The following is a 13,269-nucleotide window of genomic DNA, read 5'->3' on the forward strand; positions in this document are numbered from 1 at the left end:
AATGAAAACGCAAAAAGGGCATTGGTATGCCCATATTCAAACTGCTCGGGTTGTCTGGATTTTTACTCAGGCGGATCTGCCAGAATTCAATGAAAACGACATCGAGGTCATTGACGTGACATCACTTGCACCCAGACCGCAAGTGGGGTGGGTTGTTATTGATGGCGTACTTGAGCCTCCGCCCGATCAGTCTGTGGTTGAGTTGGCCGCTGTTGAGCGCGTCTGGCGGGACGGCCAGTTGACGGCTACCCAATGGCTGACCGGCCGTCATCGAGATGAAATAGATCTGGGCGACGTTCTGACATTGACCGCTGACCAATACGTCGAGCTGCTGACGTTCCGCAAGGCGCTGCGTGACTGGCCCCAAGGCGCACAGTTTCCTTATGCGACGCATCGCCCTTCGCCTCCAGACTGGATGGCTGCTCAAGCCCTCTGAATGCCCCGCACTGCCCGGGCGTTTTTTCCCTGCACAGCAAAAAAACATAACCTCGCTTTGCGGGGTTTTTCCGTTTCTGGAGATCGTCTTATGAGTTTCTTCCACGGCGTGACTATGACGAACGTCGACACCGGCGCACGTACCATCTCGTTGCCTACTTCCTCGATCATCGGTCTGGTCGACACGTTTACCGAAGCGCCTGCGCGCAGTGCCAAAGTCAACGACCTCGTACTGATCACGACCGAGCGTGAAGCTATCGCTGCATTTGGTCCCGACTCGGCTATTACCAAAGCCTGTCAGGCGATCTACGTGAAAGCCAAGGCGGTAATCGTTGCATGTGGCGTCGCGAAGCTGGATGACCCGGCCCAGCAAACTTCGGCCATCATCGGCGGCGTGAAAGCTGACGGCACCCGCACCGGGCTCCAGGCACTGCTGGATGGGAAAAGCCGCTTCAATGCCCAGCCGCGTTTGCTGATTGCGCCCAAGCACAGCGCGACTCTGGCGGTCGGCACCGCAATGGCGGCACTCGCCGACAAGCTCCGTGCGCTGCCCATCTTCGATGGTCCCAACACCACCGACGAAGCGGTTATGGCCTACGCCAAGAACTTCGGCGGCAAACGTTCTTTCATGGTCGACCCTGGCGTCCAGTACTGGGACACCGTTGCTAGCGCAACGATTGACGCACCGGGTTCTGCCTGGGTGGCGGGCTTGTTTGCCTGGACCGACGCCGAGTACGGATTCTGGGCGTCGCCGTCCAACAAAGAGTTCGCGGGGATCACCGGCACCACGCGGCCCATCGAGTTTCTGGACGGCGACGAAACGTGCCGGGCCAACCTGCTCAACAACGCCAACATCGCGACAATCATCCGCGACGACGGTTACCGCCTGTGGGGCAACCGCACCCTGAGCAGCGACCCCAAGTGGGCGTTCGTCACCCGTGTACGCACGATGGACATCGTCATGGACGCGATCCTCTACGGGCACAAGTGGGCCGTCGACCGCTCGATCACTGCGACCTATATCAAGGACGTGACAGAGGGCCTGCAGGCGTTCATGCGTGATCTGAAAAATCAGGGGGCGATCATCAACTTTGAAGTGTTCGCGGACACCGAGCTGAACACGGCCAGCCAGCTGGAGCAGGGCAAGGTGTACTGGAACATTCGTTTCACCGACGTACCGCCTGCCGAAAACCCCAACTTCCGCGTTGAAGTCACCAACCAATGGCTGACCGAAGTGCTCGACTCTGCTGCTTAAGGAGCTGCAACGATGGCAATGATTCCCGAAACACTGAGCAACCTGAACCTGTTCGTGGACGGTGTCAGCTTTCAGGGCGACGTACCCAGCCTGACCCTGCCTAAGATGACGCTCAAGACCGAAGAGCATCGTGGTGGCGGTATGGATGCGCCGGTCGAACTGGACATGGGCATGGAAAAGCAGGAGTCGAACTTCACCACCACGGGCGTGCGCCGTGAGTCGCTGAAGTTCTTCGGCCTCGCTGACGGTACCGCTTTCAACGGTGTTTTCCGCGGTGCTTTCAAGGGGCTCAAGGGCAAGATCACCCCGGTGGTGGTGACCCAGCGTGGCCGACTCAAAGAGGTCGACATGGGGGACTGGAAGGCCGGTGACAAGTCCGAGATCAAACACGCCGTCGCGCTCACTTACTACAAGCTGGAAGTGGATGGCCGTCTGATCTACGAGATTGATGTGCTGGGTATGAAACGCGTCATTGACGGTGTGGACCAGCTCGCTGCAGAACGTTCGGCCCTTGGCCTCTGATAGAAGGAAAACTCTGTGTCCCAAGTAAATACCAACCCGAAGTGGATGACCCTGACTGCCGAGAACGTTTCGGTAAAGCTGACCAAACCTGCGGAGGTCAACAGCGTTCAGGTCGACAGCATCACCATGCGTGCCCCGACAGTACGCGATGTGCGCACGGCCCAGGCAGCTGCCAATGGCGATGACGAACAACGTGAACTGAACCTGTTCGCATCTCTGGCAGAGATGGGCGTCCGCGATCTGGAAGGGCTGTCTCTCAAAGACTACAGCCGCCTGCAGGCCGGTTATTTTCGCCTGGTGCGCGACGACGAGCTTTGATCCCGCGCTGCAAAGGCTCGCGGCGAAGCGGCTCGCCAAAGAGCTAGGTTTTTCTTCGGCGGAAATCATGTCCATGTCTTTCTCGGACATGATCTGGTGGCTCACGGACTGAGCCCATCCCAACATCAGAGGTGAATGATGGCGAACAATCTGGCGCTGGGCCTGGTGATTGGCGGCGCTGTCAGTCCGACCGTGGGTGCGGCATTCAACACCGTTGAAAACCGCATCAAGAAGCTGGAGCAGCGCGGCAATCAGGCCAAGGTGCTGAGGAACACGATTGGCGAAACGATGCGCCTTCGTGACGAGTGGAAGAAGGCGCACGACACTGGTGCCGCATCGGCCTCCGGGTTGTTGCGCAAGCTTGAAGGCAACCTCGATACCCTGCGCAAACAGGGTGTTCAGGTCGGCAAACTCAGGCAGGAATACCAGTCCCTTGACCGTGTGGCCAGAAGCATGGACCTCAAGGTCAAGGGGCATCATCAGATCGATGAAGGCAAAGCCAAGCTCAGGTCCGGGATCGGCACCGCCGTCGCCGGAGTCGGAGCGTTGGCGGTACCGACCAAAATCAGTGCCGACTATCAGGCGATCATTCGGGACATCGCCATCAAGGCCGGTGTGGCCAACAAGCCACAGGAAGCGGAGCTGACCACCTCGGTGATCAAGACTTCGCAGGACACCGGTATGGCCCGCAACGAGGTGGCCGACCTGGTCAACAAGCTGGTCGGCGCTGGTATGAGCCTGGACAAGGCGTTGTCCTATGCGCCGGTGGCGGCCAAGTTCGCTGTCGGACAGGGTGCCAGCGGCACCGATACGGCCAACATGATCCAGGCGCTGCAGCAGAATGCCAAGATCACCGATCCCAAGATCATGGAGAAAGCCCTCGAGGCGGTCGCCATGCAGGGGCAGGCAGGTAGCTTTGAGGCCAGCGACATGGCGCGCTGGTTCCCGCAGTTACTTGCGGGCATGGGCAAGCTGGGCGTGACCGGAATGGACTCGGTGAGCCAGCTCGGTGCGATGCTTCAGGTTCAGATGAAAACGGCTGGCGGCTCAGATGAGGCAGCCAACAACCTGAAGAACTGGATGGAGAAGATCGGCTCCACCGACGTGGTGAAGTCGTACAAGGACGTTGGTATCGATTATCAGGGCTCCCTGAACACCGGCATCCAGAAAGGGATGTCGACGCTGGAGTCCAGCTTCGCGCTGGCCCAGCACTACATTGAGAAGACCGACCCGGCGAAAGCCAAAAAGATGAAGGATGCCACGGAGAAAATCAGCAAAGAGGCTGATCCGGCCAAGGCCAAGGAGATGCTGGACTCGCTGGAGCAGGCTCTGCGCACTGGCGACCTCTTTGCCGACATGCAGGTCAAAGCCGCGCTGACGGCGTACTCGCAGAACCGTGCCCTGTACGACCAGTTAAAAAAGGATTCACAGAACGCCTCCGGAATCCTCGACAAGAACCTCGCCGAGCGCCGCGGTGCGTCGTCGCAGATCTGGGCCGAGACGTTCCAAGCGGTCAATGATTCGATGCGTAGCGTCGGTGATGCGATTCGTCCCGTTACCGACGCTGTCGCCAAAGGCATCACGGCAACGGCCAAGGGCTTCACAGCGCTTTCTGACACGTCCCAACCTGTGGTGCTGGCCATCACCGCTGTAGGCGCAGGGCTGGTGGCGCTCAAGTCAGCGGCGGGTGCTTTCAAAATCGGTAAGGGGCTGCTCAATCTGGGGCGCGGGTCGCTCGGCGGCAACCCGAACAAGGTTCAGAAAGTCTATGTCACCAATTCTGGCGACAAGAACGACAAGCCCGAGGGCAAGGTGGGTGCCGTCAAAGGATTGCTTGAGACTGGTCTCAAAGCCTTCAAGGGCAAAGACAAGCCAAAGGGTAAGGATAAGGACAAGCCGGGCGCTGACGGCAAGGACAGCACTGATGATGGGGATGAGGCAGAGGAGGGCGGTAAGACTGGGTTTGATCCTGTCGAAACCGGGCTGAAACTGCTCGATATCTTCGGCGAGGCCAGCAACGACGGGGACGGTGCCGGTAGCTCGCGCAGCAGTTCGGAGCCGCAGAAGGTGTTCGTCGTCAACGCCAATGCCATCGGCGGCGGTGCTGGTGCCGGTGGGCCGGGAGATCAGCGTCGTTCACGGCGCAGCCGTCGCCGCGGTGCTGCTAGCGGCGGCGCGGGCAGTCGACGCGCAGGTCCTCCTCGACCACCGATACCGCCGAGCCCGCCCGTGCCACCTCCTGCGGCGGGCCGACTGGCACGTCTTGCCGGTGCCGCAGGAAAATTGGGCGGTGTTGCCAAGCTGGTCCCCGGTGGGAAATTTCTGGATGCCGGGATGTTGGCTCTGGACACCTATCAGAACGCCGGGACCCAGGACGAGAAAGCGGAAGGCTACGGTGGTGCTGCCGGAGGATTGGCCGGTGCGTTGGCAGGTGGCGCGGCGGGTGCTGCAATCGGCTCCATCGTGCCGGTGATCGGCACGGCGATCGGCGGTGCGGTCGGTGCGTTTCTGGGCGGCATGGGCGGTGAGGGCATCGGCGGCTTTCTGGGCAAAGCGTTGTTTGGTTCGGATGAGAAGGCCGAGGCTGTTGCCGACAAGGCAGGGGAAGCCAAGCCCGCTGCGATGCCTGGTGATGTCGTCAAAGCGATGGCCGCAGCGACGCCTGCGCCGCTGGCGTTGCCCGCTATCGTCAATGCGTCCGAGAAGGCCAAGCCCGAGTCCACCAAGGTCGACCAGCAATTCACCTTCTCGCCACACATGCCCGTTAGCGTACAGGGCGATGTGAAGGACCCGGCCCAGTTGGCGCGTGAAATCGCTCCGTTTCTCCAGCGTCAGTTCGAAGAGTTCAGCCGCCAGGCTGCAGCCCGTCAACTGTTTGATGCCCCACACGTGGGGTGAGGAAAGGTCATGGCTTATGCAGAACAACTCCAGTCTTCTTTGAAGTACCTGGTATCCGCTGGCGAGGTGGGGCGCCGTAGCTTGGACGGCATGCTTGGACCCTTGAATGGGGCCATCAGCGATATGACCGGTGCTGCCTCGGAGCTTGAGAACATTCCGTTCATTGGTCCTGCCATCGGCGCGAAGCTGCAGCGCACCATGCGTGGCATCAACGTCGCCCAGTCCACGGTTGGCAGAGTGGTGTCGATGTACGGGCAGGCCACCACCGCGATGTCGCAGGTACAGGAGCGCATGGGGACATTAAAGGAACAGGCATCGAAGGCCGGTGCTGCAATCAACCGGGCAGCCGGGAGTGTTAGCCCCGCGCTCAGCAATATCGTGCCGACTGGCAGCTTCCAAACACAGACCACGCCTGCGCCGGAGGCGGTCAAGCCGTTTCCACATTTGTTGATCGTCCAGCCGCTCAAGCCCGAGGCCCAGCCGTACTACTTCAACCTGGACACGGCGGCGTTTGACGAGTTGCGACGACAGACCGCGTTTCGCTGGGCAGGCCAAGAACGTCTGACACGCAGCATTGCCCAGCAGGCGGTCGGTCTGGGTGACGACAAGCTCAGTTTGAAAGGCGCAATTTTCCCAGGCTTCAAGGGCGGGCTCAAGCAGCTGGACACCTTGCGCAGCATGGGACGCAATCTACAACCGCTGAGCCTGACCACGGGTTACGGCGAGGTGTTGGGCAACTGGTGCCTGCTTAGCGTGGATGAGGAACAGAGCAACCTGCTGGCCGGGGGCATCCCTCGCAAGCAGGGCTTTTCACTGGAGTTTGTGAGCTATGGCGACGATCTGCAGAACGTCTGACGGGGATCTGCTGGACACGCTGTGTCAGCAGTATTACGGCCACCTGAGCGGTAGCGTTGAGGCCGTGCTGGATGCCAATCAGGGGTTGGCAGATGAACCCCAACCTTTTCGGGCTGGGGTGCAGATTTTATTGCCGGATTTGCTTACCCAGACCGATGAAGTGATTCAGTTGTGGGGTTAGCTCGCTGCCTTGATGCATTCCATAGCGGCTTGCAAATAGGACTGATGAGACTGGACGAACAACTTCTCATTGCTCCCAATCAGACCTTGCCATGATGTTGCTGCCTCAATGGAAGCTGTATTGCACTTTGCGAATGGAGTAAAAACCGTTCCAAACTTCGCGCCTTCATCTTGAAGCTTGTTCAGGGCGATGGCCTGGTTGCGGCTTTGGGTGCCGTTCATGGTTCCCGACTTGGCCAGAGCATGTCCATCCTCGACTGCGCTGTTTAGTCTGACGATGAAATCCATAGCGTCCGCTTTTGGAATCTTTGCTGCGGCGTCTTGTGCTTCCAGATAGCGTTGGCCTCTGGCTTTGTCCTCGGCGCTGACATGCTCGGGTGCGAGGTCAATCACCTCAAGTTTCTTTTCTGCTTGCACTGAGCCAGCGGCCAGCACGAGCAGGATCATTCCGGTAGTCCTTTTCAACGTTCCATCCTTATTTATATTCGGCGGCGGATTCTAGTGAATCCGCCATGTCGTGTCATGGCTATAAGAAGGTCTCATGAAACCGGTATTCCGAATTGTTGCGGACCGCAACGATATTACGGCGCTGATCAACGACCGGCTGCTGCTCCTTCGCACGAGCGATAAGCCAGGCATGGAGTCAGACGAGTTTGAGTTGCGCATTGACGACAGGGATCGTGCTGTCTCACTGCCTGCGCGTGGTGCAGGCATCGAGATTTATCTGGGTTACGAAGGGCATCGTCTCACTCGGCTTGGCCTCTACACCGTGGACGACATCGAGGCGTCAGGTCCGCCCGATACGCTGGTTATACGCGGCAAGGCCAGCGATATGCGCGGCAGCGGACGCACGACACGATCTGGTAGCTGGGAAAACGTCACCCTGCAGCAAATCGTCAGTGACATCGCTGCGCGTAATGGTTGGAAACCGGTCTGTACCGTGACTACAAAAGTGCCACGAATCGATCAGCTCGACGAATCCGATTTCAACTTCATCACACGGGTGGCCAAGAAGTATGACTGCACCGCAAAAGTTGCGGACGGCCAACTGCTTGTGCTCCCGCGTCAGGAAGGCGTCAGCGCGAGCGGCAAGGCATTTGGCGTCGTAACGATCCGCCGTGCTGATGTGGCGCGCTGGCAGTTTCGTCTCAGCGATAAAACCACGCAGAAAGCCGTTCAGGCCAAGCATCAGGACAAGAAGACCGGGAAGCTGCAGGTCGTCGAGTTGAGAAACGACCAGTCCCCCGCTGGCCTCCCGGCTGTTCATACCGACCGTCATATCCATCCCAACAAGTCTGCCGCTGAGCAGGCTGCCAAAGCGCGCCTCGCTGCATTCAACCGTAGTACGGCGGGCGTTCGCCTTGAAATGGCAGGCCGTACCGACTTGTTCGCAGAGCGAATGATCAGTGCGGTGGACTTTAAGGTCGGCCTTGATGGCGAGTACCTGGTCGACTCGGTTGAACAGGTCTTCACCCAGTCGGGTTGGACCACGACGGTTGAGTGCAACGGCGGGAAGTCCGGCAAGGCCAAGGCGAAGGGTAAGAAAAAGAAAGAGAAAAAACCGGTCAAGGTCGTACAGCTCTGACCGGTCAAGTCACCACACACTCATCAGGAGAACACGCATGTCGATTACCGCGCAGCAGTTGCTGCAGATACTCCCCAACGCCAGCTCCCGAGCTGGCGTTTTTGTTCCTGCCCTAAACGTTGCGATGGGCAAGTACGGCATCGTTACCAAATTGCGCATCGCCGCGTTCCTTGCGCAGATCGGCCACGAGTCCGGCCAGCTTCGCTACGTGCGTGAGTTGGGCAGTGACAGTTATCTGGACAAGTACGATACGGGGCGGCTCGCTGAGCGTCTCGGCAATACTCCGGAAGATGATGACGATGGCCAGCTGTATCGGGGCAGGGGGCTTATTCAAATCACGGGCCGGGCGAACTATGCCGCGTGTGGTGAAGCGCTTGGCCTTGATCTGCTCGCGCACCCTGAGCTGCTTGAGGAGCCGCAACACGCTGCGATGTCGGCTGGGTGGTTCTGGCACCGAGCAAGCTTGAATGCGCTCGCTGACAAATCTGACTTTTTGTTGATCACGAAGCGCATTAACGGAGGCACGAACGGGTTGAAGGATCGTGAAGATATCTACCAGCGAGCCCTGAAATTTTTGCCATAGCACTCGTTACGAAAGCAGCAGCAAACAAAAGAGCGACCAGCCTGGATGCGTCAACATCCCGGCTGATCGCCGTTCCCGCAGAATACCCCTGCAAGTCCAGCCAAGGCTCTCGCTTCGTGCACAAAGCGCGGTGAGCCTAGCACCTGTTCATGCATACAGTAAAGGTCTTGCTACTCATGTCCACACCCATCATCCCTTGGATGGGCGGCAAACGCCGCCTGGCCGACCGTCTCATCCCGCTGTTCCCACCCCACGAATGCTACGTCGAAGTATTCGCTGGCGGTGCGGCCCTCTACTTCATGCGTCCCCAGGCTGCCCCCGTCGAGGTCTTGAACGACATCAACGGGGATCTGGTCACGCTGTACCGCGTCGTCCAAAACCACCTAGAAGAATTTGTACGCCAGTTCAAATGGGCACTCAGCTCGCGCCAGGTATTTGAGTGGCAGAAGATGACCCGCCCCGAAACCCTCACCGACATCCAGCGCGCCGCCCGTTTCTTCTACCTGCAGCACCACGCCTTCGCTGGCAAGGTCAGCGGGCAGACTTTCGGCACTGCGACAACTGGCCCGGCCATCAACCTTCTGCGGATCGAGGAAAACCTGTCTGCAGCCTGGCAGCGTTTGTCGGGTACGTATGTGGAAAATCTGCCGTGGCTTGAGTGTGCTGAGCGGTATGACCGGCCTCATACGTTCCATTACATGGACCCGCCTTACTGGCAGACGGCTGGGTATGGTGTGGATTTTCCGTTTGAGAATTACGAGCGGATGGCTGAGTTCATGCGAAGGTGTAAGGGGAAGGTGATGGTGAGCATCAATGATCACCCTGATATCCGGCGAGCATTCAGCGGGTTCCATTTTGAGATGCTGGACATTCGCTATACGACTCCAAACCAACGAAAAGGCAAAGCCCCCGTTACCGGTGAGTTGATCGTAATGAACTGGAAGCCCGACCCCTTGGGTCGGCTGTTTTAGATGAGGTGGAAAACCGGCAGAGCTGATGCTCCACCGGTTTTTTGTTAGCACCAGTTCTGAACAATCCTGATCAGCTCAATAGCTAGGTAGATGAGCGCTACCAAAAGCTCGATTTTGGGGTCCATACCCTAATCTCCATAGGAGGTGTGGCCGGTGTTGGTCTCTCCGATCCTGTGTGCTAACGTTGCATCGTTGTGGACAGCACAGTAGAGCGGGGCAAAGCGTCACCGGGTTAACACTTTGCGCTGTCAGCCTCAAGGGGGGGTGGAGCTGCAACTCCATCCCCTCTACCTCTCAACAAACAGCTTTCTTACACATGTGCCAAAGCAAACCCGCTTTTAAGATTGTCAAAAAAGTTTGATCGCTATATGCGGTCTGAGTGTGCTGGTGCAGTGTACTTGCACTCTAGTTTGTCTAATGATGTCTCGTCAATAGTCCTGTACGCATCTTTTTGTTTTATATGTGAAGGCGGGGTGTGGAATTGAGGATCTGGAGATTCACTATTTCGCTAATTGTGTCTGCAGAACACCACTTTTCCGAATCGGAAATTTCTTGTGGCGAGACACCTAGCTGTTTGCTTTCGTCCTTGAAAGGCCCTATCTATAAGGTCTTTGGGTGTTTGCACAGGTCCAAGCAGTCTCTCACGAGCGAGTTCGTCGAACCAATGTTTGGCTCTAAGACGGTATCTTCTGGTAGCTGATAGTACCTTTTAGTACCAATAGATATCTTTGGTTGGTGGAAGGCATCTCCTGGCTGAGTTTGGTAAGCTATCCCAAGTTGATTGCCTTTCTGAAAGTTTGAAAGTTTCTGAAAATACAAAACCTATCTGAAGATACAGAACCTTCTGAAGATACAGAACCTATCTGAAGATACAGAACCTTCTGAAGATACAAAACCTATCTGAAGATACAGAACCTTCTGAAGATACAGAACCTATCTGAAGATACAGAACCTATCTGAAGATACAGAACCTATCTGAAGATACAGAACCTTCTGAAAATCAAGATACGCAGGCTTCGGCTGTTGGAGTGAGAATCTAAACTCTATGGCTACCTTCAAGCGTATGCTGGCCCATCGGCGAATTAGCTCATTTTGATTGGCGAATGAGGTCAATGCCCTGATTTCTGACATTGCCGACTGCTTTTCCAACCGCATACCATTCGAAGTCAGCTACCGGCCTACAGGCGTTTCGGGCAATTTCCTCAGCCGTTGACGCGTTAAGTCCTGGCTCGATCCATCTTCGTGCATCGCTGGGTGACAGTACAACGGGGCGCCGGTCATGGATGTCTACCATCCCCGAATCACTCTCCGCAGTAATGACCACGAACCCATCTCCCTCATTAGGCTCAAGCCCTGAATGAACCTGGGCGAGCGCCGCAAAAAACATCGGCTTCTGGCTCTTGAGTCGAATGTAGTACGGCTGCTTTTTCTTCGGGTCGTCCGGATCCTTAACCCACTCAAACCACCCATTGGCTGGAGCCAGTGCTCGCCCATTCGGCCACAGCTCTTTGAAAAACTTCCCGGTCATCACGGTTTCGACACGCGCATTGATCGGCGGCGGACGTTTGCCTTTGGCCCAGAACGGTGCCCATCCCCAACGCACTTTGTCGACGCTCAGGCCCTGCTCGGTTGGACGAATGATCTCGACGCGGGTTGATGGGGCGACGTTGTATCGCTCGATAGGCCAAAGGTCATATCTGTTGATGACCAACTGCTCTGGCGCAAGCTCCTTGAGGTAGTGGTCCATAGATTCGTAGATCGAATACCGTCCGCACATGATGTCACCTCTGATGTCATTCGTCGAAAATGCCCGTCCTTACGATTGACCGCGCAAAGACCACAGAGTTAACTGTATATGCATACAGCTTCTTAACCACAAGGTCTTTCCCATGAGCGTAGTCATTCTCGGCCCACTGTCTGAAGGGGGTGTCAAACTCCCGTTGTACTCGTTTCAGGTGCCAGCAGGATTTGCTTCCCCTGCCGTCGATTACATTGAGAAACACGTGTCTCTCGATGAAATGGCTGAGGTGCGTGCGCCGCATGTGTACCTGGCGAAGATCCTCGGAGACAGTATGGTAGGGGCTGGGATCTACGATCAGGATCTGATCGTCGTCGACCGCAGTCGCGACGCTGAGCATGGGGAAGTTGTGGTGGCAGCGCTGAATAACTCCGATCCGATGTGCAAGCGGCTCTACATGAAGGACGGAGTGGTGATGCTCAAGTCGGAAAACGGCGCGTATCCGACTCGGCACATTCTGGAGGGTGACAACCTGGTCATCTGGGGCGTAGTCAATTTCAATCTGCACCGTCTTGGAAAGGTTTAACCCGGTCTTCGCGCTGATCGACTGCAACTGCTTTTATGCGAGCTGCGAGCGCGTCTTCCGTCCGGACCTGGAGAAGACTCCTATCGTCGTGCTCAGCAACAACGACGGGTGCGTCATTGCTCGCAGCTACGATGCCAAGCCGTTTGTGAAAATGGGCGCTCCTTACTTTCAGATCAAGGATGTGCTGCGTCGGCACGGCATCAAGGTGTTCAGCAGCAATTACGCGCTTTACGGGGACATGAGCGAGCGCGTCATGTCGATCATCGAGTCGATGGTTCCGGCCACTGAGGTCTACAGTATCGACGAAGCATTTGCGGATCTGACCGGTATCCCTGGAGATCTCACAGCGTTCGGTCGTCGCATAAGATCCTCTGTCCTTAAATGCACTGGAATCCCTGTCGGCGTGGGTATCGCTCCGACCAAAACCCTGGCCAAGCTTGCGAATCACACTGCTAAGCGCCTGCTGGCTCAGACCGGTGGAGTAGTCGATATCTGTGACCTGCATAAGCGGAACTGGGTGCTGCGCAACACGGCGGTGTCTGAAGTGTGGGGTGTGGGCAGAAAGATGAAAGCCCATCTGGAGGCGATGAACGTCCGCACGGCAATGGATCTGGCCACTGCCGATGCGCGGACCTTGCGTGACCGGTTCAGCGTCGTCATTGAAAAGACTGCCCGTGAGCTGGCCGGTATTCCATGCTTGGAGCTGGGCGAGGCTGCGCCGCCCAAGCAGGAGATCTGCTGCAGTCGGATGTTCGGCCAGCGGCTGACCGCCATCGAGCCTATTAAAGAGGCGGTGGCCACTTACACACAGCGGGCGGCTGAAAAGCTTCGTTCGCAGAATTCCCTGTGCAAGAAAATCCGCGTCAGCATTCGTACTGGCATGTTCAATCCGGAAGAGGCCAAGTACGCCAATGGTGCGTTGGTTGAACTGCCTTATCCCACTAACGACGTGCGGTTAATGACGAAGGCTGCAACAGAAGCGGTGAATCGTCTGTTCAGGTCGGGCTTCAAGTACAGCAAGGCAGAGGTTCTGCTGCTGGATCTTCGCCAGCCCGGTGAATTCACGGACGACCTATTCGCGGCTTCTCAGCCTGTGGCTGCAGAGAAGGTCATGAGCGTGCTGGACGAAATCAATACTCGCTGGGGCAGGGGAACACTACGCACGGGAAGCGTGCCGACCAATCCGGAGTGGGCCATGCGCCGGGAGATGATGAGCCAAAGCTTCACAACCAGGCTGGATCAACTATGGACCGTGAGGTGTGATTGATCCCTTTTCCTCAGCACCATTACGCCAACTTTACGCCAGGCGAAAAAAAAGACCTTGAGAATCAAGGTCTTTCTTC

14 protein-coding genes are annotated in these 13,269 nt (G+C 57.1%); 12 read left to right on the top strand and 2 right to left on the bottom strand.

Annotated elements, in window-relative coordinates:
* Window position 1: 1 nt before the first annotated feature.
* The 7 genes from ALP40_RS14325 to ALP40_RS14355 all read left to right on the top strand — a co-directional run bounded on the left by ALP40_RS14325 (window position 2) and on the right by ALP40_RS14355 (window position 6,464).
* The gene (locus tag ALP40_RS14325; protein ID WP_122208905.1) at window positions 2-436 is read left to right on the top strand and encodes a phage tail assembly chaperone; all 435 of its coding nucleotides are present in this window, start codon (window positions 2-4) and stop codon (window positions 434-436) included.
* A 90-nt stretch (window positions 437-526) separates the two neighbouring features.
* Window positions 527-1,690 (top strand): phage tail sheath family protein, encoded by a 1,164-nt coding sequence (locus tag ALP40_RS14330; protein WP_122208906.1) that lies wholly within the window; start codon window positions 527-529, stop codon window positions 1,688-1,690.
* 12 nt (window positions 1,691-1,702) lie between these two features.
* Window positions 1,703-2,212: a phage major tail tube protein gene (locus ALP40_RS14335; protein WP_004881137.1), complete on the top strand. Its 510-nt coding sequence runs from the start codon at window positions 1,703-1,705 to the stop codon at window positions 2,210-2,212.
* 45 nt (window positions 2,213-2,257) lie between these two features.
* Window positions 2,258-2,530: a phage tail assembly protein gene (locus tag ALP40_RS14340; RefSeq protein WP_183136046.1), complete on the top strand. Its 273-nt coding sequence runs from the start codon at window positions 2,258-2,260 to the stop codon at window positions 2,528-2,530.
* A 138-nt stretch (window positions 2,531-2,668) separates the two neighbouring features.
* Complete coding sequence (locus ALP40_RS14345) at window positions 2,669-5,428, top strand: phage tail tape measure protein (RefSeq protein WP_122208948.1); 2,760 nt, start codon at window positions 2,669-2,671, stop codon at window positions 5,426-5,428.
* A 9-nt stretch (window positions 5,429-5,437) separates the two neighbouring features.
* Window positions 5,438-6,283, top strand: coding sequence for a phage tail protein (locus ALP40_RS14350; RefSeq protein WP_183136044.1), 846 nt, complete (start codon window positions 5,438-5,440; stop codon window positions 6,281-6,283).
* Window positions 6,258-6,464: a tail protein X gene (locus ALP40_RS14355; RefSeq protein WP_122208908.1), complete on the top strand. Its 207-nt coding sequence runs from the start codon at window positions 6,258-6,260 to the stop codon at window positions 6,462-6,464. Before ALP40_RS14350 ends, ALP40_RS14355 begins: the two co-directional genes overlap by 26 nt.
* Here the strand turns inward: ALP40_RS14355 and ALP40_RS14360 are convergent.
* Window positions 6,461-6,910 (bottom strand): hypothetical protein, encoded by a 450-nt coding sequence (locus ALP40_RS14360; RefSeq protein ID WP_122208909.1) that lies wholly within the window; start codon window positions 6,908-6,910, stop codon window positions 6,461-6,463. The genes ALP40_RS14355 and ALP40_RS14360 overlap by 4 nt on opposite strands.
* A gap of 94 nt (window positions 6,911-7,004) precedes the next feature.
* On the opposite strand from ALP40_RS14360, the gene ALP40_RS14365 reads away from it, so the two are divergent.
* From ALP40_RS14365 to ALP40_RS14375, 3 genes are all read left to right on the top strand, one after another.
* Complete coding sequence (locus ALP40_RS14365) at window positions 7,005-8,048, top strand: phage late control D family protein (protein WP_122208910.1); 1,044 nt, start codon at window positions 7,005-7,007, stop codon at window positions 8,046-8,048.
* 37 nt (window positions 8,049-8,085) lie between these two features.
* Window positions 8,086-8,631: a glycoside hydrolase family 19 protein gene (locus tag ALP40_RS14370; protein WP_122208911.1), complete on the top strand. Its 546-nt coding sequence runs from the start codon at window positions 8,086-8,088 to the stop codon at window positions 8,629-8,631.
* 176 nt (window positions 8,632-8,807) lie between these two features.
* Entirely contained in the window at window positions 8,808-9,602 is a 795-nt protein-coding gene (locus ALP40_RS14375) for a DNA adenine methylase (RefSeq protein ID WP_122208950.1), read from the top strand.
* Window positions 9,603-10,689: 1,087 nt separating this feature from the next.
* Here ALP40_RS14375 and ALP40_RS14380 read toward each other — a convergent pair.
* On the bottom strand, window positions 10,690-11,379 hold the full coding sequence (locus tag ALP40_RS14380; RefSeq protein WP_122208912.1) for an SOS response-associated peptidase: 690 nt from the start codon (window positions 11,377-11,379) through the stop codon (window positions 10,690-10,692).
* Between the two features lie 112 nt (window positions 11,380-11,491).
* On the opposite strand from ALP40_RS14380, the gene ALP40_RS14385 reads away from it, so the two are divergent.
* Together ALP40_RS14385 and umuC are read left to right on the top strand one after the other, a co-directional pair.
* Complete coding sequence (locus tag ALP40_RS14385; protein WP_004881169.1) at window positions 11,492-11,926, top strand: LexA family transcriptional regulator; 435 nt, start codon at window positions 11,492-11,494, stop codon at window positions 11,924-11,926.
* Complete coding sequence (gene umuC, locus ALP40_RS14390) at window positions 11,913-13,193, top strand: translesion error-prone DNA polymerase V subunit UmuC (RefSeq protein WP_122208913.1); 1,281 nt, start codon at window positions 11,913-11,915, stop codon at window positions 13,191-13,193. Before ALP40_RS14385 ends, umuC begins: the two co-directional genes overlap by 14 nt.
* Window positions 13,194-13,269: the final 76 nt, after the last annotated feature.

Source organism: Pseudomonas viridiflava (assembly GCF_003702045.1).
Taxonomy (GTDB): Bacteria; Pseudomonadota; Gammaproteobacteria; order Pseudomonadales; family Pseudomonadaceae; genus Aquipseudomonas; species Aquipseudomonas viridiflava_C.

What these genes read in the sequence shown, in the direction of transcription:
- ALP40_RS14360 (WP_122208909.1), bottom strand. Translation starts at nt 6,910, where the DNA reads ATGATCCTGCTCGTGCTGGCCGCTGGCTCAGTGCAAGCAGAAAAGAAA.
- ALP40_RS14380 (WP_122208912.1), bottom strand. Translation starts at nt 11,379, where the DNA reads ATGTGCGGACGGTATTCGATCTACGAATCTATGGACCACTACCTCAAG.
- ALP40_RS14370 (WP_122208911.1), top strand. Translation starts at nt 8,086, where the DNA reads ATGTCGATTACCGCGCAGCAGTTGCTGCAGATACTCCCCAACGCCAGC.
- ALP40_RS14340 (WP_183136046.1), top strand. Translation starts at nt 2,258, where the DNA reads ATGACCCTGACTGCCGAGAACGTTTCGGTAAAGCTGACCAAACCTGCG.
- ALP40_RS14345 (WP_122208948.1), top strand. Translation starts at nt 2,669, where the DNA reads ATGGCGAACAATCTGGCGCTGGGCCTGGTGATTGGCGGCGCTGTCAGT.
- ALP40_RS14325 (WP_122208905.1), top strand. Translation starts at nt 2, where the DNA reads ATGAAAACGCAAAAAGGGCATTGGTATGCCCATATTCAAACTGCTCGG.
- ALP40_RS14350 (WP_183136044.1), top strand. Translation starts at nt 5,438, where the DNA reads ATGGCTTATGCAGAACAACTCCAGTCTTCTTTGAAGTACCTGGTATCC.
- ALP40_RS14355 (WP_122208908.1), top strand. Translation starts at nt 6,258, where the DNA reads ATGGCGACGATCTGCAGAACGTCTGACGGGGATCTGCTGGACACGCTG.
- ALP40_RS14375 (WP_122208950.1), top strand. Translation starts at nt 8,808, where the DNA reads ATGTCCACACCCATCATCCCTTGGATGGGCGGCAAACGCCGCCTGGCC.
- ALP40_RS14365 (WP_122208910.1), top strand. Translation starts at nt 7,005, where the DNA reads ATGAAACCGGTATTCCGAATTGTTGCGGACCGCAACGATATTACGGCG.
- ALP40_RS14330 (WP_122208906.1), top strand. Translation starts at nt 527, where the DNA reads ATGAGTTTCTTCCACGGCGTGACTATGACGAACGTCGACACCGGCGCA.
- ALP40_RS14335 (WP_004881137.1), top strand. Translation starts at nt 1,703, where the DNA reads ATGGCAATGATTCCCGAAACACTGAGCAACCTGAACCTGTTCGTGGAC.
- ALP40_RS14385 (WP_004881169.1), top strand. Translation starts at nt 11,492, where the DNA reads ATGAGCGTAGTCATTCTCGGCCCACTGTCTGAAGGGGGTGTCAAACTC.